27 protein-coding genes and 1 tRNA gene are annotated in these 20,986 nt (G+C 38.9%); 9 read left to right on the plus strand and 19 right to left on the minus strand.

The features are described 5' to 3' along the window. Window positions 1–42: 42 nt before the first annotated feature. From N782_RS02000 to N782_RS02015, 4 genes are all read right to left on the minus strand, one after another. The gene (locus tag N782_RS02000) at window positions 43–1,509 is read right to left on the minus strand and encodes a protein adenylyltransferase SelO (RefSeq protein ID WP_036815595.1); all 1,467 of its coding nucleotides are present in this window, start codon (window positions 1,507–1,509) and stop codon (window positions 43–45) included. A gap of 234 nt (window positions 1,510–1,743) precedes the next feature. Beyond that, window positions 1,744–1,816 (minus strand) — tRNA-Val (locus N782_RS02005). Window positions 1,817–1,904: 88 nt separating this feature from the next. Further along, window positions 1,905–3,005 (minus strand): acyltransferase family protein, encoded by a 1,101-nt coding sequence (locus N782_RS02010; RefSeq protein ID WP_036815596.1) that lies wholly within the window; start codon window positions 3,003–3,005, stop codon window positions 1,905–1,907. 126 nt (window positions 3,006–3,131) lie between these two features. Then, window positions 3,132–3,887, minus strand: a complete 756-nt coding sequence (locus N782_RS02015) for an MBL fold metallo-hydrolase (RefSeq protein ID WP_036815597.1) — start codon at window positions 3,885–3,887, stop codon at window positions 3,132–3,134. 121 nt (window positions 3,888–4,008) lie between these two features. Here N782_RS02015 and N782_RS02020 point away from each other — a divergent pair, with 121 nt between their 5' ends. The 3 genes from N782_RS02020 to N782_RS02030 all read left to right on the plus strand — a co-directional run bounded on the left by N782_RS02020 (window position 4,009) and on the right by N782_RS02030 (window position 5,419). Beyond that, a complete protein-coding gene (locus tag N782_RS02020; protein ID WP_036815598.1) occupies window positions 4,009–4,419 on the plus strand; it encodes an Lrp/AsnC family transcriptional regulator in 411 nt (136 codons plus the stop codon). A gap of 249 nt (window positions 4,420–4,668) precedes the next feature. Beyond that, window positions 4,669–5,088, plus strand: a complete 420-nt coding sequence (locus tag N782_RS02025; RefSeq protein WP_036815599.1) for a universal stress protein — start codon at window positions 4,669–4,671, stop codon at window positions 5,086–5,088. A 193-nt stretch (window positions 5,089–5,281) separates the two neighbouring features. Further along, entirely contained in the window at window positions 5,282–5,419 is a 138-nt protein-coding gene (locus N782_RS02030; protein ID WP_036815600.1) for a zinc ribbon-containing protein, read from the plus strand. On the opposite strand, the gene N782_RS02035 is transcribed toward N782_RS02030, so the two are convergent. From N782_RS02035 to N782_RS02070, 9 genes are all read right to left on the minus strand, one after another. After that, window positions 5,397–5,711 (minus strand): hypothetical protein, encoded by a 315-nt coding sequence (locus N782_RS02035; protein ID WP_161783061.1) that lies wholly within the window; start codon window positions 5,709–5,711, stop codon window positions 5,397–5,399. The two genes, N782_RS02030 and N782_RS02035, sit on opposite strands and share 23 nt — an antisense overlap. A 184-nt stretch (window positions 5,712–5,895) precedes the next feature. Further along, window positions 5,896–6,060: a hypothetical protein gene (locus N782_RS21415; protein WP_161783062.1), complete on the minus strand. Its 165-nt coding sequence runs from the start codon at window positions 6,058–6,060 to the stop codon at window positions 5,896–5,898. Window positions 6,061–6,252: 192 nt separating this feature from the next. Then, window positions 6,253–6,576, minus strand: a complete 324-nt coding sequence (locus N782_RS02040) for a rhodanese-like domain-containing protein (protein WP_052111118.1) — start codon at window positions 6,574–6,576, stop codon at window positions 6,253–6,255. Between the two features lie 72 nt (window positions 6,577–6,648). Then, window positions 6,649–6,909, minus strand: coding sequence for a metal-sensitive transcriptional regulator (locus N782_RS02045; RefSeq protein WP_036815603.1), 261 nt, complete (start codon window positions 6,907–6,909; stop codon window positions 6,649–6,651). Beyond that, complete coding sequence (locus N782_RS02050; RefSeq protein WP_052111110.1) at window positions 6,881–7,255, minus strand: hypothetical protein; 375 nt, start codon at window positions 7,253–7,255, stop codon at window positions 6,881–6,883. The genes N782_RS02045 and N782_RS02050 overlap by 29 nt, the downstream gene beginning before the upstream one ends. Window positions 7,256–7,634: 379 nt before the next feature. Next, window positions 7,635–9,749, minus strand: a complete 2,115-nt coding sequence (locus N782_RS02055; RefSeq protein ID WP_036815604.1) for a TRAP transporter permease — start codon at window positions 9,747–9,749, stop codon at window positions 7,635–7,637. Next, a complete protein-coding gene (locus N782_RS02060; RefSeq protein ID WP_052111111.1) occupies window positions 9,742–10,275 on the minus strand; it encodes a DUF1850 domain-containing protein in 534 nt (177 codons plus the stop codon). The genes N782_RS02055 and N782_RS02060 overlap by 8 nt, the downstream gene beginning before the upstream one ends. Window positions 10,276–10,348: 73 nt before the next feature. Beyond that, window positions 10,349–11,356, minus strand: coding sequence for a TAXI family TRAP transporter solute-binding subunit (locus N782_RS02065; protein ID WP_036815605.1), 1,008 nt, complete (start codon window positions 11,354–11,356; stop codon window positions 10,349–10,351). 363 nt (window positions 11,357–11,719) lie between these two features. Then, complete coding sequence (locus N782_RS02070; RefSeq protein WP_036815606.1) at window positions 11,720–12,283, minus strand: phosphatidylglycerophosphatase A family protein; 564 nt, start codon at window positions 12,281–12,283, stop codon at window positions 11,720–11,722. 183 nt (window positions 12,284–12,466) lie between these two features. Here N782_RS02070 and N782_RS02075 point away from each other — a divergent pair, with 183 nt between their 5' ends. The 4 genes from N782_RS02075 to N782_RS02090 all read left to right on the plus strand — a co-directional run bounded on the left by N782_RS02075 (window position 12,467) and on the right by N782_RS02090 (window position 15,210). Continuing rightward, on the plus strand, window positions 12,467–13,198 hold the full coding sequence (locus tag N782_RS02075) for an alpha/beta hydrolase (protein ID WP_036815607.1): 732 nt from the start codon (window positions 12,467–12,469) through the stop codon (window positions 13,196–13,198). 169 nt (window positions 13,199–13,367) lie between these two features. Continuing rightward, window positions 13,368–13,880 (plus strand): YjcG family protein, encoded by a 513-nt coding sequence (locus N782_RS02080; protein ID WP_036815608.1) that lies wholly within the window; start codon window positions 13,368–13,370, stop codon window positions 13,878–13,880. 5 nt (window positions 13,881–13,885) lie between these two features. After that, window positions 13,886–14,314: a GNAT family N-acetyltransferase gene (locus N782_RS02085; protein WP_036815610.1), complete on the plus strand. Its 429-nt coding sequence runs from the start codon at window positions 13,886–13,888 to the stop codon at window positions 14,312–14,314. A gap of 221 nt (window positions 14,315–14,535) precedes the next feature. Beyond that, window positions 14,536–15,210, plus strand: a complete 675-nt coding sequence (locus N782_RS02090) for a DUF421 domain-containing protein (protein WP_036815611.1) — start codon at window positions 14,536–14,538, stop codon at window positions 15,208–15,210. Between the two features lie 125 nt (window positions 15,211–15,335). On the opposite strand, the gene N782_RS02095 is transcribed toward N782_RS02090, so the two are convergent. The 5 genes from N782_RS02095 to N782_RS21420 form a co-directional block, all read right to left on the minus strand. Beyond that, complete coding sequence (locus tag N782_RS02095) at window positions 15,336–16,238, minus strand: MBL fold metallo-hydrolase (protein ID WP_036815612.1); 903 nt, start codon at window positions 16,236–16,238, stop codon at window positions 15,336–15,338. Window positions 16,239–16,263: 25 nt separating this feature from the next. Beyond that, the gene (locus tag N782_RS02100) at window positions 16,264–16,572 is read right to left on the minus strand and encodes a hypothetical protein (RefSeq protein WP_036815613.1); all 309 of its coding nucleotides are present in this window, start codon (window positions 16,570–16,572) and stop codon (window positions 16,264–16,266) included. Between the two features lie 293 nt (window positions 16,573–16,865). Next, the gene (locus N782_RS02105) at window positions 16,866–17,090 is read right to left on the minus strand and encodes a hypothetical protein (protein WP_237582483.1); all 225 of its coding nucleotides are present in this window, start codon (window positions 17,088–17,090) and stop codon (window positions 16,866–16,868) included. A gap of 190 nt (window positions 17,091–17,280) precedes the next feature. Then, a complete protein-coding gene (locus tag N782_RS02110) occupies window positions 17,281–17,625 on the minus strand; it encodes a DUF1360 domain-containing protein (RefSeq protein WP_052111112.1) in 345 nt (114 codons plus the stop codon). A gap of 223 nt (window positions 17,626–17,848) precedes the next feature. After that, window positions 17,849–18,127 (minus strand): hypothetical protein, encoded by a 279-nt coding sequence (locus N782_RS21420; RefSeq protein WP_036815614.1) that lies wholly within the window; start codon window positions 18,125–18,127, stop codon window positions 17,849–17,851. 291 nt (window positions 18,128–18,418) lie between these two features. Here N782_RS21420 and N782_RS02120 point away from each other — a divergent pair, with 291 nt between their 5' ends. Then, the gene (locus N782_RS02120) at window positions 18,419–18,895 is read left to right on the plus strand and encodes a CotY/CotZ family spore coat protein (RefSeq protein ID WP_036815615.1); all 477 of its coding nucleotides are present in this window, start codon (window positions 18,419–18,421) and stop codon (window positions 18,893–18,895) included. 70 nt (window positions 18,896–18,965) lie between these two features. Here N782_RS02120 and N782_RS02125 read toward each other — a convergent pair whose 3' ends face one another. Further along, a complete protein-coding gene (locus N782_RS02125) occupies window positions 18,966–19,610 on the minus strand; it encodes a CotO family spore coat protein (protein ID WP_036815617.1) in 645 nt (214 codons plus the stop codon). 209 nt (window positions 19,611–19,819) lie between these two features. On the opposite strand from N782_RS02125, the gene N782_RS20585 reads away from it, so the two are divergent. Then, entirely contained in the window at window positions 19,820–20,869 is a 1,050-nt protein-coding gene (locus N782_RS20585; protein ID WP_052111113.1) for an EAL domain-containing protein, read from the plus strand. The last annotated feature ends 117 nt before the right edge of the window (window positions 20,870–20,986 follow it).

The following is a 20,986-nucleotide window of genomic DNA, read 5'->3' on the forward strand; positions in this document are numbered from 1 at the left end:
ACCAATTGGTGAGGGAGCTCTTTTCTTATTTTATTTAAGTTCTTAAGTTCCACAAAATGTTTGATAAGGACCTCTTGACGGATCTGGCCATGTAGCATACTCCTCTTGTTCATCTGAGTACGCATAAGGGTTAGAGAGAACGCTCATTAACCGCTCCATCACACTGTAGTCGTCTTTGTTGACTGCAGCTTGAAGTGCTTTTTCTACCTGGTGGTTCCTTGGGATGACGGCTGGATTAGCATTTTTCATCACTTCATAAATGGACGTAGGCGTTTCTTCTTGTCTAGCTAACCTCTCCTGCCATTGTTCATACCAGTGAGTAAATTCTTCTGTACCATGCATTGGTATTTCCTCTAATTCATTAAGTGTTAGTGCGCGAAACGTATTGGTGAAATCAGCTTGATGCTTTTTCATGATGTCGAGAAGGTTATCCATTAACTCTCTGTCTTCTTTTTCTTCGTTTAAGAGTCCTAGTTTCTTTCTCATTCCAATTAGCCAATGACTATAATAGATTTTCTCATAATTGGCTAGTGCTTCTTTCGCTAGTTCTACACCTTCCTCTTGATCTGCATGGAATAATGGCAATAAAGCCTCCGCAAAGCGCGCAAGATTCCATTGACCAATGGCTGGTTGATTTTGATAGGCATATCGACCTTGCGTATCAATCGAACTGAATACAGTTTTCGGATCATATTCATCCATAAAGGCACAAGGACCATAATCAATCGTTTCTCCGCTAATTGTCATGTTATCCGTATTCATAACACCATGGATAAAGCCAACCAATTGCCATTTAGCTATGAGTGAAGCTTGTTGCTCAATCACCTTTTTATAAAAAGATAGATATGGGTTCTCATCCTCTTTCACTTCCGGATAATGACGATCGATGGCGTAATCCGCTAGCGTCTGAAGATCTTCTTTACTACCCCATTCTGATACATATTCAAATGTGCCCACTCGCAAATGACTTGCTGCAATCCGGGTAAGTACTGCACCAGGCAATTCTCTTTCACGTCTCACGGATTCTCCAGTTTTCACAACAGACAGACTACGGTTGGTCGGAATGCCGAGACCATGCATGGCTTCACTGATGATATATTCTCGTAACATCGGCCCAAGTGTCGCACGGCCATCGCCTGCACGGGAATATGGTGTCGTTCCAGAACCTTTCAGTTGAATATCAAGCGTTTCCTCTGAGGAGGTCCTATGCTCCCCGAGTAAAACTGCCCTACCGTCGCCTAACATAGTAAAGCCACCGAACTGATGCCCGGCATAAGCCATCGCAATCGGCAAAGCACCTTCAGGAAGTTTATTACCACTCAACATATCAAGTCCATCTTCCTCTTGCAGCTTCTTATCATCTAGACCTAAGGAGCGTGCCAACTCTTCATTAAACCTGACCATCTCCGGAGCCCGCACTGGAGTAGGATCTACCCTTTCAAAAAACATGTCCGGCAGACGAGTATAACTATGATGAAGGTTCCAGCCCATTTCATTGTTTGTTGTCATACAATCACCTTTATTTCTATATATTTCTTCTAAATTATTCTTCTACAAAAAACAAAACTCACTCAACTTTATATGGAAAAATTGTGTTCATTTGTACTTTCTTTCTTCTATCATTACATGTGTAAGTGTAAATTTAAAATAATTACTATGTCTATTTTTTCAACAATACAATCCACATATATAAAAAGCCTGAAACCATTTATTACAGAAATGGTTTCAGGCTTTTCAATAGAATGATTCCGATTGGGCTCGAACCAACGACCTCATGCCTGTCAAGCATGCGCTCTCCCAACTGAGCTACGGAATCGTGTGGGAAAATGTACTGCAATATATTTTTTAGACATCTATTAATATACCGCTTTCTTCCCACTATGTCAACGTTTTTTCATTATATTCTACGTGTGTATAGGTTGGTTTTGGCTCTCCGCAACAGGTGCTGGTTTTACTTTTGGCCTATTCACTTTTCCTACCATAAACTGTCCAAATGGTAAGAATGATATCAGATAGCTTATCAAGATGGAACCTACTATACCTGCCAGGAATAAGATAACTACATACACGCCCATATTGATATAGATAGGTATATCTTTTAGATAGCGCGTCACATTATACATAACCAACAGATGAAGTAAGTAGATACTATACGAATAACTGCTCACAATCATGACGAATTTCGGCATCACTTTAATTCTTTTGGCAATTAAATAAAGTGCGCAAAATACAAACACTGTATAAAGCAATATATCTGGTCTTTTGGATGATACTAATCGGATGGAATCGGTATATTCCATCGTTAATGGAAAAGCTACTGTTACAATCACACCTGTGTAAATCCATTTCTTATACTTCGTAATCATTTCAACAAACGTATCAATATGTTTCCCAGCATAATATCCAACTGTGAAATAGAAAATCCAGCCAACGAATGGGAGCTTGTAGTAGTTCCAAAATCCGGCTATAGCGGGAAAGTCATGGCCGCTCATAAAATTGAAGAAAGATAAATATAAAGCATTGATAATTAGTGAAATCAGGATGACGTACTTTGCTGAAAAGCGGTCAAAATACTTTTTCATTACATAGTGTAGGGCATAAAATTGAAAAATAATTAGAACAAAATAACCGTGCCACAATCCTAAAGCAGCTTTATCAAAGAAGGTGTTCAGTACCTTCTGAAGTTCCCATCCATACAAGTACCATGGATAGAGTGAGTAGAGCATAGCTATAACAAGGTAAGGAACAAAGATATAAAGGAGACGCTTCTTCCAAAAGGATTTTGGTAGTCGGTCTGGATAAGAATAAGACAGTAAGAATTCTGATAGCATAACAAACAATGGTGTAGCATACATCATAGCAAGTTTTATCATATAAAAGCTATCAACTGTAAGCTCCGGAAGTTGATAGTTTGATTGAGTTAGTGTCATAGAATGGATAAGGACAACAGATATACAGGCGATAAAACGAATGAAGTAGATTTCAGTTATTGGCTTTCGATTCAATTATTTTCCTCCTCTAGCAAACATCTATTATTATACAGAAGTTTAGGAGAAAAGATATACACGTCACAAAATTTACAAGAATTTTAAAGACCTACATTCTAATAGATGTAGGCCTTCTCATTTATACTAGTAGAAAAGCTGTTCACCATCTTTAGGAATAACAATATTCTCTAGTCCTTGTTCTTCCAAGTATTGGTGCATTTCATTGCGTGTTAATAAGCAATGATTCAACGCCTCCATATGAGAAACAATTACAGTAGCATTTGGGGCCTCTTGTTGCGTTTGGTGCACATCTTCTTTCGTCATCGTAATCGGCCCACCCTCTAGAAACTGTGCAGCACCGGCGTTCACAACGATTACTTCAGGTTGATGTGTATGGATGGCTTCTTTCACATCATCACACCATATCGTATCTCCTGCAATGTAGAGGGGTTTTTCATTCTTATGAGCAAATACAATACCAGAAACCTTCCCAGTTATTTCGGTCATCTCCCTGGAACCATGTTGTCCATTTGTGTGGAAAATGTCTACTCCTTCCATCGTTGCTCCTTTTTCAAATGATTGTACATTGGTAAAGCCTGCTTCTTGAATCACTTGTAAATCAGCTTCGTTTTGGGCATAAATAAACATGTCTTTTGGTAACATTTCTTTAGCAGCATCATCAAAGTGATCAGGATGAAGATGCGTGACGATAACAGCATCGACATCAATTAATTCTTCTTTCGAAACTGGCAGTTCTACAAGTGGATTGTTCAGGTCTTGATTCGGTGTATCAGGGAACGGTGGCATCGATCCTTGTTCAGCTAGGAATGGATCGATTAAAAACTTCTTATCTGCAAAGGTAATAATAAGTGTAGCATTTCGAATCTGCTTGATATACATACAAGTTTCCTCCCTTTCTATCGACTACATATGTAGGATACTATGGAATGGAAGCGAGCGTACATAACATAAATCAAGTATTCTAGACGATTTACTTGATTCTTGAAAGGATTGTGAATAGATGGATAATACAGACAGAATGATTATAAAAGAACTACAAGATAACGGCAGAATGAAGATGAAGGAACTTGGAGAGCGTGTCCATTTAACTGGTCAAGCAGCAGCTTCTTCTCGTGTACAAAAACTAGAGGACGAAGGTATTATCGAGAGCTATACCATACGAGTAAATGAGAAAAAGATGGGATATCCAGTCCATTGCTTTTTGACGATAATCACGGATAGTCTCCACCACCAGCCTTACTTTGCTTTTCTTGAAACAAAACAAGAATATGTACGAAATAATTATAAAATAAGCGGAGAAGGTTGCTATCTACTAGAGTGCCGCTTCCCAAGTAATGAAGAGCTTGATGGATTTTTGGTACAACTAAATAAGCATGTTAGCTACAAACTTTCAATAGTTATTCGAGAATAGATAACGAGCAGCGCTGGTACGCATGAAAATGGTGTACTTGCGCTGCTCGTTTTGTTTTGGAGTATTGTGATATGCCTCTCTCATTCATGTTTGCTGTCTACATTGGGCATGATAACACCAGCAATACATAGAAGGAGTTATAAAGATTCATGGCTTGGAAACGTAAGAGGAGACAAGATAGGCTCTAGAGAGATAAACATATAAGACCCAACAATAATTTTTCCGATCGAATAAGAAGGGAGTTTTATTATGTATAAAAATATCCTATTAGCTTCAGATGGTTCTGACCACTCGATTCGAGCAGCTGACCATGCTATCCATATTGCTACCTGTAATGAGAATGCTTCCCTCACCATCCTATACGTTGAGAGTCACAGGGATGCAAAAACAAATACGCTGCAAAATTGGAACAGCCCTGAAGGTTTCTACGTGTTAGATGATAAGTTTGCTGAGATTGAAGAAAAAGCACGGAAGGCTAACATTAACTATCATGTAGCTACAATTTTTGGAGAAGCAGGAACAGCTATTGTGGAGCATGCCAATAACGGGGACTTTGATATGGTTATTGTCGGGAGTCGTGGCCTTAACGGATTCCAGGAAATGATGTTAGGAAGTGTAAGTCATAAAGTAGCAAAACGAGTACAATGTCCAGTTCTAATCATTAAATAAATGTGTGAATCTTACATACGTTTTATTACAGATTGCTTGTTTTACTCAATGGCTTTAAGAAGGAATAAAAAGGAGCACCACCTACCCTACAATTATATTCTAATAATAAATTTACAATCATTTTACAAAAAAAGTAGATTATTCCTACACAAAACGGGAATGAAAACAATATACCAAGAAGGGAGGTGCTTGTATGCCAAATACAGGTGAAAAACCGGGACAAGGAACGTACAAATGCCGCCGTTGTGGAGAAAAAGTAACTTTGGACGAAACGGATGACATTTTACCTCCGTGCCCAAATTGTGAAGCTACGGAGTACGATCAAGCTTAAGAAGAAATTCACTAATCGAAGCTTCGTCATAACCGTAAAGCTTTCCTAGCACCCAGTGATCAAAAGAAGATTTGGGAGCCTGTGGCAGCTGTTCGATAATATCGAGAATATGTGGATGCTTATACATCCATAAAGTGTCCCAACCGTCCGTCAACGGCTGTAGTTTATAGGAAACACCTAATTGTGCTAGCAGTTCTCGTACGTCTTCTACATATCTCGACTGAAGAGCCATCGATGCTGCAGGCTTTCCCCTTTTGATCATATAACTATACAAAGAAAGTTTCTCACGCACATATGCAGGAACCATTTACTTCATCGCCCCTTTCTGAATTTTCCTTCGAGACATTTATAAACGCTCCTACATTACATATATGCTGCTCTCATCTTTAGGTATGTCACCTAAAAAAGTGGACTATATCCGATATGATATAGTCCGCTAATAAACTCTCTTTTAAACCATTCACGTTTCATACTTATCACTGTTTTTCCTGCTTTATCATTCGTATAGCCTGTACGATAAAGCATACTCCCGCTCCTAAGTAACAAACAATCGTAATCCAGCTTAATTGTTCATTCGATCTAAATAACGAACCAATGATTACTAAAAAAAGGGCAACTGCTAATAAACTGTAGGTTTTCATGTGTCCTCACCACTCTCCTTCATTCATTTTACAATATCTATCATTACATTAAAAAAGGGGTAAGCTCAGGTTTAGCTACATACAATTTCTCCTACAGTTATTTAGAGGAAGTACCTTATACTACAAAAACCTGACTACCACTAATGGTAATCAGGTTTCTCTCTAAAATCTACTCAATGGGCAAGACCAGTTCTACACCCAAGCGGCAAGGCCACCTTTAACATTTGTGATGTGCTGAAAACCTTGTTTCCTAAGAGTCTTGGCTGCTTTCATACTTCTCATTCCACTTTGACAAAGAACAATCACTTCTTTGTCTTTATCCAATTCACTTGAACGCGTAGCGATATCTCCTAAGGGGATATTCTTAAAAGGTTTCTTGTGATTGGTCTTGTATTCTCTCGGTGTTCGAACATCAATAAATTGCACGTTTTTTTCTTTAGTACGGTTCTTTACCAATGCTGGGGTTGTGTTTGCAACACCTTTTGCCGGCATAAAACGACTAATAACAAACCACATGACTCCGATTAAGATAGCATACTGTATAATGGCTTCCACACGTATTTCCTCCCCAATTCTTCTCTTGTCTATTTATTTACTTTTTACTAGTAGCTGAACTGCTTCATTAATCAATTCACTTGAATCTTCATTATTTTCATCCTGTTCACGGATGCATTTCTCAAGATTTGAACTGACAACAAGCGCTGACGTACGATCAAGTGCGCTTTTAACTGCAGACATTTGCGTAACAACTTCCTTGCAATCTTTCTCTTCTTCCATCATTTTAAGCAAGCCTCTCACTTGTCCTTCAATACGTTTAATTCTATTTTTCACTTGCGCATCGTAATGCATAGCAGCATCCTCCTTGTTCTGGAATAGTGTATCCGACTATGTTATAGCCTTTCTTCCTTAATAGGCGTGTAGCCAGATTCTTTTCTACTTGATCGGTTGATATAAGCACAACATCCTTATTAGGGATGTCTCTGTAGTGTCGATTTAAATAAGGCAATGGAATACAAAATGCTTCCTGGTTTGCTTCTATAGCTGATGTTTGGTATGCTCGTGTATCGACCATTATAACATCTTCGTGTGTTGCTTCTACATCTCTTACATTAATTTTATTTACACCTGCTACCGGGAAATATCGTCTCATTAAAAAGAACAGCACTAAGGCAGTTATACCAATTCCTATATACATCGTAATCTCCTACCTTTTCTTTAATCTATCATTCATTTTATACCCCTACAGGTATTAAGTCAACCTAATAGCATGCAAAAATTCACCTATTGTAATAACCTTTCGAACAAGCATTTTACTTCAATATTTGCTAGACTATAATCAACTTTTTCCATAATGCAGGAGATAACCGAATGAAGCGACAGATATCAAGCCTGTTAAACTCCCATTAACAAGTACCGCATTTCAAGAAGCGAAACTCCTTTCACTTGCATACGTTTACGAGCAAACTTCGAGTGTGGTGCACCAATCTCCTAACTTAACAGAGAATAGCTTTAGTTTATATACCCCTCTACATAAGTAAGGACCTGTACCTCAAATGGTACAGGTCCTTCTTTTATTATGCTTTTGCGTTTGCTTTCACAACAGGTTCACCAATCTTCTCTTTTTTATAAAAGAACTGAGCTGCTATGAGTGCAGCGAATCCGACTAGTCCTGCAATATCAGAAACGGCATGTGGATAGATTAATGCAAGACCTGACGCTACTGCAAGAACGCGCTCGATCCAATAGGTTTTTCGGTACCAGTAGCCAATCATGCCAGCTCCGATTGCAATCATACCTGAGATGGCTGTAAATAAGGCCCAGATGAGTTCAACTGCATTTGTATTAATCATCAACAATTCTGGGCTCAACACGAACATATACGGGATTATAAATGCAGCAATTGCAAGTTTGGCAGCATTCACTCCTGTCCGTATCGGCTCGCCCCCTGAGACACCTGAAGCAGCAAAGGCAGCAAGTGCAACTGGTGGTGTGATGTCAGCGACAATTCCGAAATAGAATACGAAAAGGTGTGCTGGTAAGTCATCGACACCGAGTAAAATAATGGCTGGTGCTGCGATGGTTGAAGTAATAACATAGTTAGCTGTTGTAGGCGACCCCATCCCTAGAATGATTGCTGCAATCATCGTGAAGAATAGTGTTAGTAACAGCTGTTGATTTGCCAATTCAACCAGGCTATTGGCAAGCTTTAGACCAAGACCTGTTTTCGTTACAACTCCAACAATTATACCAGCTGCGGCTGTTGCTACAACAACACCTAGAGCGGTGCGAGCCCCATCTACTAGTGCTTCCACAGAATCAATAAAGTTGCGGTCAAATAAATAACTAACGAGTACGGTGATCATACCGCCCCAAACAAGACTGTTTTGTATAAGATCAGCAGGCATGCCACCTGCCAACACCGTTTTAATAATAGGATATCCTATCGCACCTGCTACAAAGGCAAGTATATAGAGCTTACGGAATTTCTCTGGTCGAAGAAGCCCTACAAGAATTGTTGTTATAATTCCGTAGAATGCTGATAGAATAACACTTAATCCAGATGCTAAGAAAAACACAATCGCAAAAATTGGAGCTAAGAGATAGAGCCTCTTAAATACTTCTTTACGATCCGGTAATTCTTCTTCATCCATGCCTCTAAGGCCTAACCGTTTTGCTTCGAAGTGTGTCATGATCCATATCCCAGTAAAGTATAAAATCGCTGGAATAAGTGCGGCTTTGGCAATACTCCAATAGTCAATGCCAATGAATTCAATCATAAGAAAGGCAGCCGCACCCATAATGGGAGGCATAAGCTGTCCACCAGTAGATGCTGCGGCCTCTACACCACCAGCGAATTCTTTACGATAACCAAGACGTTTCATCATTGGTATAGTAAATGAACCGGAGGTCACAACGTTGGCAACCGAACTTCCGCTGATTGTACCCTGAAGGGCACTTGAGAAGATTGCCACTTTTGCTGGGCCACCAGTACGTCTACCAGCAAGCGTTACAGCTAGGTCGTTGAAATATTGTCCCACTCCCGTTTTCACTAAGAATGCTCCAAATAATAAGAACAAGAAAATAAATGTGGATGATACCGCTAGGGGTGTACCTAATATTCCTTCTGTTGTGAAATACATGGACTGGACTAGGTTATCTAAATCCACTCCTCGGTGGATGAGGAAGCCAGGCATTTGGCGGCCCCAATAAGCGTAAGCAAGAAATAGTGCTGCTATAATCGTTATTGGTAAACCTACAGCACGTCGTGTTGCTTCTAGGATTAGAATCACAGCCAAAATACCAACGTAAAAATCCACTTGGGAAATTTGACCTGCACTTTGAACAAGTTCGTTATACTGAATTGGCCAGTATGCTCCTACGCCAACCCCTAATATGGATAAAATATAATCATACCAGCTTAACTTTCCTCTAGCTTGTTTCTTTTTTGTCGCTGGGTAAAGGAGGAAAACGAGTCCTAAACCAAAGCCGAGGTGAATGGGACGATGTATTTGCGCTGGCAATCGTTCAAATACAGTAAACCACACTTGATAAAGAGAGAAGGCTAGTAAGCCAAAGAAGACAATCTTCGCTAATATACCTGAAAGCTCTCGCGAACCTGATTCTTTATCGTACTTACTCAACACTTCCTTTTGTTGTTCTTGAGATAATGATTGATCTTGATCACTCAAGCATATTCACTCCTTTCCAGAGCTGCCACCTGCTTCGTTTTTTTGCATCGATGGATAGGTTTGTTCCTGCTCCGACGTAGTCTTTTAATAAATGAGTCTGATTATTGTGTATGACTTTATGCTCTGCCCTAACCTGTCCCACTGACAAGTTCAATTCTTCAAATGGTTTTGTATCATCACTTTTCTCAATAATGTATTTCCCGTCCTCCATCCGAAAGGTGTCATCCCCATGCGCATTAGAAGGCATACCAATTGCTGTATCTTCGTACACCAGTTTTATCGGTTTGATGTTTCCCCCATTAACTTGGTAGTACTCTACTACTTCAGATAAATGAACAGAGTGGGTGTACTTGATTTGGAAGTTATGATTATCTTTCAATGGCAGATAGGCCAATAAGTTACCTGATCTTTGTTGTTCCAAAGTAAGTATATAGTGGTATGGGTAAAAAATAAATACGGCGAGGGCCGCTATAATAATGAATATAAATGCGGTTAATGTGCCCCATGTTTTAATTGAACGTGCCATTGATACCCCTTCTTATATAGAAGGAAAAGATAGGCCTTAAGTGGCCTATCTCCCCTTTTTCTGTCCTACTTTCTTACTTACTGATTCCTTTTTCATCAAAGTATTTCTTTGCACCAGGGTGAAGCTCAATTCCTACCCCTTCTAGTGCGCTTTCAGCAGTAATGAATTCGCCTTTTGTATGAGAAATAGCATCCGTGTTTTCAAAGATTGCTTTTGTCATATTGTAGACAAGATCTTCACTTAGATCCTCACGTGTTACAAGCATAGCTTGAACAGCTACTGTTGTTACGTCGCTTTTCAAGCCATACGTTCCTTCTTTGACCGTATCTTTTGCATAGTAAGGGAATTCTTCTTTCAATTCATTGATTTTATCTTCCTTAACCGGAACAATATTCACATCTGTTGTCGCAGCTAGACCTTCTACTGCACCAGTTGGTGTACCAGACGTGATGAATGCCGCATCAATAGAGCCATCTTGAATACCAGATGTAGATTCACCGAAGTCCAAGTTTTGAGCATCGATATCATCTGTGCTTAATCCATGAATCTCAAGGATGTTCTCAGCATTTGCACGTGTACCTGAACCAGGTGCACCGATGGATACAGTTTTTCCTTCAAGGTCCTCTACCGATTCAATTCCTGATTCTTTTGTTGTCACGATTTGAATGGTTTCAGGATAAAGAGAGCCCATCGCCTGAACGTTTTCGATTTTATTGTCTTTAAACATCAGCTTACCTTCAGCTGCATACGCAGCAATATCTGTCTGTACAAAAGCTACCTGACCATCGCCGTCAGCAATTTTTTTCATGTTTTCGACAGAGGCACCTGAAGATGTTGCGCTCGCTTCTACGTTCTCTAGGTTATCGTTGATTACTTTAGCAAAGGTTCCGCCAAGTGGGTAATATGTACCCTGGTTTCCACCAGTTAACATGCTGACAAATTGCTTGCCACCACTGTCACCTTCACCACTTTCTCCACCGTTTCCTTCACTTCCGCTGTCAGCTGTACCGCCACCACATGCAGCAAGTACTAGTGAAAGCGCTACCATTAATAATAATCCCAAAAAGCCTTTTTGTTTCATAAATGAACCCCCTTGTTTATAATAAGTTGCTAGATATTTTACCAAGTTAATGCGCTACTAACAATTGGGTAAAATACCTATTTTTGAAAATTTTTATAATTTATTTATCATCCAAGTATGTTTCTTTTTTCACCCCCTAAAAAGCTCCCTTTTTAAAATTAGGTATTTCTCTTACTCTTTCATTAATAATATTCTATTTATTTACATTTACCCCATTTTATAGAAGTAAATCATAAATCTACATGTTCGTACCTTCTTAATACTATTTAGCACAAACCAAATAACCCTGCACCAAAGATTGGCACAGGATTGTGATATACCCTAGTAGGTTATACTAAATAGACCAAGATTTATTAGATGAAATTAGCTTAGTCGATCTTCTTCGTCACGAATCTTCATCTCGTCTTCTTCTAGCTCTTCCTCATAGTCACGCAGGCGGTGAGCGATTCTTCCAGAAGCATTTGCCGCAATACTTGCGATGATATCATCCAAAAATGTATGTACACCATTAACTTCTTTCGTGTCCAGTTCCTTGATTAGGCCAATTTTTTGCTTATCAAGGTGACCATATGTTGTGACAGCAATACTTCCATAACCAAATACTGCACCTAACGCAATAGTCTCATCCACACCAAATAGTCCTTCATCCGATTCAACAATTTGTTGAAGTGGCTGAGATAATTGATTGTTTTCGGCTAGCTTATCTAGTTCAATACCGACTAATATGGCATGTTGAATTTCTCGTTTTTCTAAAACACGATCCACGCTCTCATAACAATCATCCATTGTTAACGTGTCTGTATATTGGGCTTGCATTTCATAAACGATATCAGCAATTCCTTGTACAGTTGCTCCACGTTCTTGTAGTAATTCGCGGGCTGAACGTTCCACCTCACGACTATGCACCTGATTAGTTGTTTGTGCCAACCTGTTGTCCCCCTTACATCATGCTTGTTTACAATAATTATACATTCCCTTTGTGTATCCGAGTAAACTCCTAAATCCTACTCTTTTATTTTGTTTATGATACACTAAACGTATTGGCGTTTATAAAGTAATTTTATAGGGAATTGGGAAGGATAACTTCCTGTATTGATAAGGAGGTAGATTATGGGCAGAGATGGAACAATGGTCGATCATACAATTGAAAGTAAATACTTAGAAGAATCTTTGACGGTGAAAATGTATAAGCCGTCCTCGTTTTCTCCTTTATACAAGTATCACATATGTATTATGCAAGACGGGGATGACTACATGCAGCTTGGTCGAATTGCTACCCTAAGTGATCGCTACCATGAAGACCAATCCATTGAGAATACAATTTTTGTTGGGATTCATTACAATGACAAATATGATCGCCGTGAAAAATATCACCCAGATGGAAGTAAATTTTCAGCTTATATGAAGTTTTTAGCAAACGAAGTCGTACCTTTATTAGATGAAGAGTTGCCAACCTATCATATGGGAGGCTCTCGCTCTTTAATGGGAGATTCTCTTGGTGGTACGATGGCGCTTATGACAGCTATTAAGTATCCTAATACGTTTGGAAAAGTCATCATGCAATCCCCATATGTAGATGATTACGTACTAAATCAAGTCGAACAAAGTAAAGAAATCTCCTCTATGGATATCTATCATACGATAGGAAATGAGGAGACAGATGTTCCTACAACGGATGGGGATCGTCAGGACTTTCTCACTCCAAACCGTAAATTAAGGGATGTTTTACAGAAAAAGTGTTCAAGCTATACGTATCATGAATTAGATGGGGAACATACGTGGAAATACTGGCAAAAAGATTTAAAGCGTGTTCTACCAACCATGTTTGGACAAGATGAATAGGGTAATAATGCCTAGCTTATAACAATAATTTGTCTTGAAAAAACAATGAAAAATCTATAAGAATGATGTCAGAAAATTTGATATAATAGATTCATTCCATAGAGCGCTTCAAATTCATGAAGCATAGTAACATTTACAATAAACATTATTATTATCGGGAGGTTATAGGATGAAATATGGTATAGCAATTTTTCCATCAAAAGACATCCAAGATGTAGCTAATTCTTATCGGATGCGTTACGACCCTCATTACGCACTTATTCCACCACATATCACTTTAAAGGAAGCGTTTGAGGAAGAAGATGAAGACATCGAGAAAGTAGTCGAGGAAATCTCGGAAGTCGCAAAAGAGACAAACCCTTTTTCCATGGCTATTCGTAAATTAAGTACATTTTCTCCAGTAACGAACACAATATATATGAAGGTAGAAGCAAGTGAAGAGCTACAAAACCTTCATGACCGATTAAATCGTACAGATATTCCAAAAGAGGATACGTTTAACTTCGTACCTCATATCACCATCGCTCAAAAGCTGTCAGATGATGAGCATTCTGATGTGTACGGCAGCTTACAAATGAAGAGTTTTGAATTTGAAGAAAGAATTGATCGTTTTCAACTGCTCTATCAATTAGATAATGGATCATGGACGGTATATGAAACCTTCCGTCTTGGAAAGGGTTAAGCCACGTGAACATTCAACAAGCCACTACAGAACAACAAAAGAAAGACGCTTTCTTCGTTCGTCAAAAAGTATTTGTCGAAGAACAACATGTTCCGATTGAACAAGAATTAGATCAATTTGATGAATACGCAACTCATTTCGTAGGATATGAACACGATGCTCCCGTTGCCGCGAGTCGCCTTCGTTTCGTAGAAGGATACGGTAAGCTCGAACGTATTGCTGTTGTGAAAGATTATCGAGGCAATTCCTTCGGAAAGCAGATGATTCTATTTATGGAGGATTTCGTAAAGGAAGAAGGATACTCCAAAACCAAACTCAATGCTCAAACGAGGGCAATTGGCTTTTATGAATCATTAGGCTATGAAGTTATTTCTGATGAAGAATTCATGGACGCAGGAATACCACATAAGACCATGACAAAATCATTAAGCTAGAGCAAAAGTTCATAATCGAAATAAACCTATATCGCATGTGAGTCCACCAGGGATTCACATGCGATTCTTTTATGAGATTTTTTTCTGTAAAATTAGGGGGATCTTGAATTTTAAAGTGATGGTTTGATTTAACCTTTACCCTAAATGATTTGTTTTGTGGTATAACTCCTCTCTCATCTGTCAAAAATGGATATAACCATAACAGAAAGGATGAGGGGAGAATGGTATTTGGTCAAATTTTTATCGAGACACTAATTGGCTTTTTATGCTTATTCGTACTAACCAAACTACTTGGCAAATCACAAATCACTCAAATTACGGCCTTTGATTTTATTTCTGCTCTTGTTCTTGGGGAATTAGTGGGAAATGCTTTATACGATAAGGAAGTGGGAATTCCGCAAATTTTGTTTGCAGTTTTTCTGTGGGGCATCTTGATATACACGACTGAGGTTATTACGCAAAAATTGAAAGGAACTCGTGCTCTCCTAGAAGGTCGACCTACCATTATTATCTATAAGGGAAAGCTTCAAAAAGACAACTTAACTAAAGGGAAATTAGATATTAACCAACTTCAGCATTTATTACGTGCAAAGGATGTTTTTTCATTAACAGAGGTAGAATATGCAATATTAGAAACGAACGGAACCGTATCGGTCTTGAAAAAATCCTTACAGCAAACTACGACCAGGGATGATTTAAACTTACAGCCAGAATCTGTCCCTCTTCCACGGAGTGTTATAACCGATGGGGAAGTAATATGGGATAACCTTCAAGAGGTCGGGTTTGATAAAGCATGGTTACTTGAACAACTCAAACAACAACAGATTTCTTCGCCGAAGGATGTTCTGTATGCTGAATATAAAGAAGGAGAAGCTTTGTATGTAGTACCATACTAAGCTTCTCCTTTTTTATCTTTTAGGTAAATCGCTGCATCACGCAGCAACATCGAACCAACCCACGTCGTGTGGGCAGCAGTTTGTACGTCGCTAAACGGGCGCCTTGAGCTTTTGTTCTCTGCAAACTATTCTTTTTCTTTAAGATTAAACATCCATCGATACTGATGAATTTGATACTCGATTTGTTCTTGCTTCAATAAAGCAATAAGATATGCCGTAATTGCTGTTCTGAATAACAACCATTGTGATAGTTGATTAACAGTTACTTTAAAGGTTTCACACATGTATGCGATTATCTCTTCATGACTTACAAATTCCTGATCTTCGATGTACTGTTTTAACATATGCAAAAGCTCATGGTGATAGGCAATATTTGCATCAACAGTGGGATGGAAGTCCTCTTCAAATTGCCCATGCCCAGGAACCGCCCCGTCGCACTTAATATCTTTCAAACGATAAAGGCTCTGAATCGCATGGTAGGCATCTGTAAGGAAAGGAATTTTGTGTTTATGAAGTTGCTCTTCGCTAAAATATGCATCGCCTGCGTACAAGCAGTCATGAATGAGAATTCCTAATTGATAATAGCTGTGCCCAGGTAATAAGAACGTTGTGAAATGGAAGCCGTCACGCTCATACACTCCTTCCTGAAGCACTTCATCTATAAAAATCGGTTTTCCTTCTAGAAACTTGTTTCGTAACTCTGGTACAGGGTCATTTCCACCAAATAAATAGAGAGGCTCAAGTGATGGGTTACGTAGAATAGCCTCTTCATAATAAGGGGCAAATGTATAAATTGGACGATCCTGCTGCAAATAAGACCCGCCACCATAATGATCGGAGTGGGCATGGGTTATAAATAAATGGGTTACAGGTAAAGCATGTTCATCTAAATGGTCCAGCACTTTCTTCATGGTTTGAGCATCAATACCTGCATCAATAATCATGCCGGAATCGCCTTTATGGACATATCCTATGTTTACTGCGCCATGAAAATAGTAGCAAAAGTCATTGATTTGTTTAAATTGCATAGGGGACTACTCCTTCGGCATTTTACTACACACTTTCGTTAAAATGCCGTCCAATTCCTGTTAACTCAGAGTAAATTTTTTGACCTTTTCCTGCATGAGTTGTATTTGGTGTATAAATTTGGTTAGTTTTTTTGGTGAATTGCTGCTTTTCCATACGTTCTTCATAGTCTTGAAATTCTTTGCGGTCTTCATCTCTCGGTTCGTTTTCACGTAAATTTTCTTCTAAGTCCAGCCTGAAGACAGGATCAACATGAAATGGATCTCGTTTCGGACTCTCAACACGTTCGCGGTAATCATTGTACTGATGATGCGCAATAGGTAAGATGTAACCCATAGTGTATTCCTCCTTGTAAATATGATCCTTATACATTACCATTACCCGAATTTTGCTATAGTTATTCGCATGAATGGTCTGTTTTCATAGGGCTATACGTGAAAACAGGGCTAATGATGGAGCCGCTTACATTTATATTCTCCTTTACCAGACGAAAGTCCTCTTTTTTCGGTGCCAGACCCCCACTCCACTACCGCGTTACCGTTGCATAAGAGCGGGGGTCTGGCACCAAAGAGGCACCGAACTCAAGCGCTTCATACAAAAAGCTTCTTAAGTACATGACTTAAGAAGCATTACTCTTCCATTTTCTTTTCTAATTGCTTCATGGCGTTTTCGATTTCATCCATACTTTTTTTAAAGGAAGGTTGCCAATCGTCATGCCACTCATTAAAATCTTTCTCAAATTTGGCGTGTTTTTTCTCAGGAAATTGGAGCCATTTTTCATTTTTTCCAAGGTGTTTATGAACATCATGAAACGGCTTCATCCAATGGGGTTGGAAAATTCGAATACGACCCATTTATCGGTTTTCCCTTTTTTTCTTGCCGCAACCACAGCCACTTTTCTTTTTCAAAGGTCTTGGGGAAACGCTTTTCTTTTGGCTTGGCTGAAGTTTTTTAGGTGATTTCATTGCCACTACCATCCTTTCTAGGAGAATGCATCTCTTTCTAGCATATGATGGTTTGCTTTAACTCGTATAGGTTGTTTCACTATTCACGAGGAAAAATCGACATTAATAAAGAAGCCCCTCCACTAATAGCAAAAATAATCCATAGAGGAATAAGAATCGGTACATAAATGAAAGTAAGTAAAACAAGTGCTGATGCCCAAACGCCAGTACACCAATGACAGCTTAGTAGTTCCCCAATAAACGCTTGAATCCCCTTCCCCTTTATCTCAATGTATTTTTCTTGCTCCCCATCATCATTCTCCTCCACCACAATACGATGAAAAGGACGCCTCACCCACTCGGTGATTGAATCATAAACAAGTAGATTCGTAACTCGATAGCTTGCCAATACTAATAAAATGAAATCCAACCAATTGATTGACACGTACTTCCCCTCCTCATCAGTAGTTTATGTTCTAAATAAGATAAACTTGAGTGTCTTTTGCCAAAAGAAATCCTCAATGTTAAAGGAAAGGAAAGGAAATTTGTTGGTATCGCTATAGTCGAGTATATACAAAAAGAACCCTAGTACACAGAGTGCGCTAGGATTCATAATGCTAAGAATAAAGCTAGATTGAGTTATGAACTACTTTTAGTAAGGATTCTATTTAAATCCAGGAAAACGGTGGGCGTTGCTCGTTGTCGTCTTCTTTTTCTTCTGTTTCTTCCGCTACTTCTACTTCTTCTTTCTCTTCTGCATCTGTTTCTTCTACTTCCATACGACGTGGGCCAAATAAGCTGTCAAATGGGCTACGTCGGTAATCTCTGCGGTCGTCTCGACGATCATCTCTACGGTCATCGTAGCGATCACGACGTGGTTCAATGACCACGTTATCTGCTTGGATGAGGACTTCATCTACTTTAATGACTCTTCTTTTCTCAGACATGCTGTTTACACTCCTTTTGGTGACTTAATCGATACTATCCTATGTGTTTCACCTAGTTAGTGTATAGGCGTTGGCCCGTTTTAGTTATAAAAACATGCGATAACACAAAATCATATAGGTTACATATTTTAATAGTAATGGATTTGGCTATGATATCTCGACTAGGGTGAGTGGAGATTTTGCATGCATATCTCCAAAAAAAATACAGGCTAGAGCCCACACAAAAGGGAGAGCAGTACATATTCTATTAAAGACAAATAAGTCAATTCACCAAGAAAGGGGTAATGACACATGGGTTGTGGCAAAAAGTTTGATAGTGGAGATTGCGTAAGAGATATCCTTAAAGAAATTGTAGCTGCTCAAAACGATGTAGCAGATGATGTTTGTGATTCAAGTTGCGAACAATCAATTAATGATCTTTTAGGCGATACAGGAGGTAACAACGGTCTAGATACTGTTCCTGTGCTTCTATATTGTAAAGATTGCAAACCTTTCAAAGGGTTCGGAGCACTTCGTGGAAATGGCCGTGGTAGTGTTGGAGAACTAATGTGCAGCTTCTTCTTCCGTGTAAATGAAGTAGACGATGACTGTGCACTTCTTGAACTACTTGTTTCTGATGATCATGATGATCATGACCATAAAGATAAACATGACTCTCCAAAATGCCAAGATATCAGCGACTTAAGAGCAACTGGAATCTGCATCACAGTTGACCTTGACTGTTTCTGTCATATTACTTGTCTTCCAGCTATCAACGCTATCCGTTAATCAACCTAAAAGCCAGCCTCCAATTCGGAGCCTGGCTTTTTTTGTTTAGAAAGGAGTCATATTAGCTTTGTTAAAATCCTTTTAATACTATATCCTTAATGGACTCAAATGGAACTTCCACGCGAAATGGTCGTTGAAGAATCTTCATGTGTACAATTCCATCTTTGTAATCTTGAATCCAGCCTCGATAGGAGTTATCGTCTTCCATAATAACTTCACATTTCATACGTGGTACTTGTGATGGAAGGTTTACAAAATAATCTACCTTCTCCTCTAAATTCATCTCTTTAAATCTACTTCTACGTTTCCGATTAGATAAGGTGCCTTTATTATCCTCTTCAGACTTTTGTTTTTCTTCCTCATCTAGCACCTCTTCAGCTTCTACAGCTTCGAACTGTTTTTTTACTTCTTGTGGTTCAAATGTTGCATCAACCTTACCTTCATCCACTTCCACATCTAAAGTTTCCTCTTCTTGACCTTGAGAGGAATCATCCATATTAAATGCTAAGTCAAATCTACGCCTACGCTTTCGCTCTGATGTGGATTTTATCGTTTCGGTTTGTACTTCTTTACCATTAGCTGCTTCAGCTTGTTTGAGTTCTTGTTTTCTCCGTTCAGAACGATAGGACGATTGCATTTTAGGCTCGCTGCTTTGAAAGTCCGGTTGGGTGATGTAAAGCATCGGCTTTTTGTTCTTCCCTTTCCTATCTGCCATTCCATACACTCCCCTATATACATTATTATTCCTTACATTATATGCAGTACAGTAAAAAAAGTGCCTATTTTTTCTGTAACAGGAACCAATGTGTATCGTATAGGTCTTTTTACACAAACTTTACAAATCAATGAGTTGCGCTTTACCTTTTTTCTTTATACTAAAATAGCGAGATATTCTCCTAATAAGGGGGTTGAACGTTACCTATTATGATTGACAACCAAGAGACAAGTCAGGCTTTTGCCCTATTTCAATACTGGCTTAAAAACCGTTCTTTTTTTATCCACTATCAGCCCATCATATCACTGAAGGATGGAAGCACGTATGGGTATGAGGCTCTAACACGTTTTCCAGATAATGATATATTTTCACATCCTGGGGAGCTTTTTAATTTTGCAAATTCAACAAACTCTTTATATGATTTAGAAAAAGTCACAAGAGAGCTAGCCATTCAATCGATTAGCAAGGATCTTTATCCTCACGAAAAGCTTTGGATCAACCTAACGCCTGAAGTAATTTATGATGAAGCCTTTACAACTGGTTATACTCGAAACTTATTAAATGAGTGCGGACTGAAAGCAGATCAAATTGTTTTTGAAATTACGGAAAGAAGTGCTATTGAAGATTTTATTGCTTTTAAAGATGTCTTACAGCATTACCGGAAGCAAGGATTCTTGATTGCTATCGATGATGCAGGAGCTGGCTATTCATCATTAGAGGCGATCACAGAACTTCAGCCTGATTTTATCAAGATTGACCGTTCGCTCATTAATGGAATACATGAGTCATTCACAAGACAATATATGCTGGAAGCCTTGCTGCAACTCTCGGAAAAAATGCGAGCTACCGTTATTGCAGAAGGAGTGGAATTGAGCGAGGAGCTGGAATGTATAGGAAACCTGGGTGTCCACTATGCACAAGGCTTTTTCCTAGCACGACCTAATTTCCCTGTACCAATTGTAAATCCAGGATGTTTAGACGTAATTCAGAAAATCATACCAAGTAACTATGCCGATCACACGATTACCGAGAACACCACCTTCTTTGACTTATTGCAAATGATTTCTCGTTTCAAAGGTCGTTTCGACACGTCTTGGGTAAAAATGGATGTTCCGCACGTGCACTCCGTCATTCCATTAACCGAGGTCATCCAATTCATCACTCATATTCAATGCAGAGGATCCGTTCCCCTAAATCAACCAATTTGGTCTAACATTCTAGAATATCGAGCTCAATCCGAACGGTTTATTATGAAGTAAAATAGCCTGCTCTCCTTTTGAAGCTTACTTTAGAACGTATATGATAAGATTAACACCTAATGAACGACACCTTCTTATTAAAAAAACCCGCACAATAGTAGTAAATGTGCGGGTTTT

The sequence above is a fragment of the Pontibacillus yanchengensis Y32 genome, assembly GCF_000770635.1.
In the GTDB taxonomy this organism is placed as follows: Bacteria; Bacillota; Bacilli; order Bacillales; family BH030062; genus Pontibacillus; species Pontibacillus yanchengensis.

Excerpts from the sequence above, each read along its gene's own strand:
- N782_RS02000 (WP_036815595.1), bottom strand. The coding sequence starts at position 1,509 with ATGACAACAAACAATGAAATGGGCTGGAACCTTCATCATAGTTATACT.
- N782_RS02015 (WP_036815597.1), bottom strand. The coding sequence starts at position 3,887 with ATGTATATCAAGCAGATTCGAAATGCTACACTTATTATTACCTTTGCA.
- N782_RS02020 (WP_036815598.1), top strand. The coding sequence starts at position 4,009 with ATGGATAATACAGACAGAATGATTATAAAAGAACTACAAGATAACGGC.
- N782_RS02025 (WP_036815599.1), top strand. The coding sequence starts at position 4,669 with ATGTATAAAAATATCCTATTAGCTTCAGATGGTTCTGACCACTCGATT.
- N782_RS02030 (WP_036815600.1), top strand. The coding sequence starts at position 5,282 with ATGCCAAATACAGGTGAAAAACCGGGACAAGGAACGTACAAATGCCGC.
- N782_RS21415 (WP_161783062.1), bottom strand. The coding sequence starts at position 6,060 with ATGAAAACCTACAGTTTATTAGCAGTTGCCCTTTTTTTAGTAATCATT.
- N782_RS02040 (WP_052111118.1), bottom strand. The coding sequence starts at position 6,576 with ATGTGGTTTGTTATTAGTCGTTTTATGCCGGCAAAAGGTGTTGCAAAC.
- N782_RS02045 (WP_036815603.1), bottom strand. The coding sequence starts at position 6,909 with ATGCATTACGATGCGCAAGTGAAAAATAGAATTAAACGTATTGAAGGA.
- N782_RS02050 (WP_052111110.1), bottom strand. The coding sequence starts at position 7,255 with ATGTATATAGGAATTGGTATAACTGCCTTAGTGCTGTTCTTTTTAATG.
- N782_RS02060 (WP_052111111.1), bottom strand. The coding sequence starts at position 10,275 with ATGGCACGTTCAATTAAAACATGGGGCACATTAACCGCATTTATATTC.
- N782_RS02065 (WP_036815605.1), bottom strand. The coding sequence starts at position 11,356 with ATGAAACAAAAAGGCTTTTTGGGATTATTATTAATGGTAGCGCTTTCA.
- N782_RS02075 (WP_036815607.1), top strand. The coding sequence starts at position 12,467 with ATGGGCAGAGATGGAACAATGGTCGATCATACAATTGAAAGTAAATAC.
- N782_RS02080 (WP_036815608.1), top strand. The coding sequence starts at position 13,368 with ATGAAATATGGTATAGCAATTTTTCCATCAAAAGACATCCAAGATGTA.
- N782_RS02090 (WP_036815611.1), top strand. The coding sequence starts at position 14,536 with ATGGTATTTGGTCAAATTTTTATCGAGACACTAATTGGCTTTTTATGC.
- N782_RS02095 (WP_036815612.1), bottom strand. The coding sequence starts at position 16,238 with ATGCAATTTAAACAAATCAATGACTTTTGCTACTATTTTCATGGCGCA.
- N782_RS02100 (WP_036815613.1), bottom strand. The coding sequence starts at position 16,572 with ATGGGTTACATCTTACCTATTGCGCATCATCAGTACAATGATTACCGC.
- N782_RS02105 (WP_237582483.1), bottom strand. The coding sequence starts at position 17,090 with ATGGGTCGTATTCGAATTTTCCAACCCCATTGGATGAAGCCGTTTCAT.
- N782_RS21420 (WP_036815614.1), bottom strand. The coding sequence starts at position 18,127 with ATGTCTGAGAAAAGAAGAGTCATTAAAGTAGATGAAGTCCTCATCCAA.
- N782_RS02120 (WP_036815615.1), top strand. The coding sequence starts at position 18,419 with ATGGGTTGTGGCAAAAAGTTTGATAGTGGAGATTGCGTAAGAGATATC.
- N782_RS02125 (WP_036815617.1), bottom strand. The coding sequence starts at position 19,610 with ATGGCAGATAGGAAAGGGAAGAACAAAAAGCCGATGCTTTACATCACC.
- N782_RS20585 (WP_052111113.1), top strand. The coding sequence starts at position 19,820 with ATGATTGACAACCAAGAGACAAGTCAGGCTTTTGCCCTATTTCAATAC.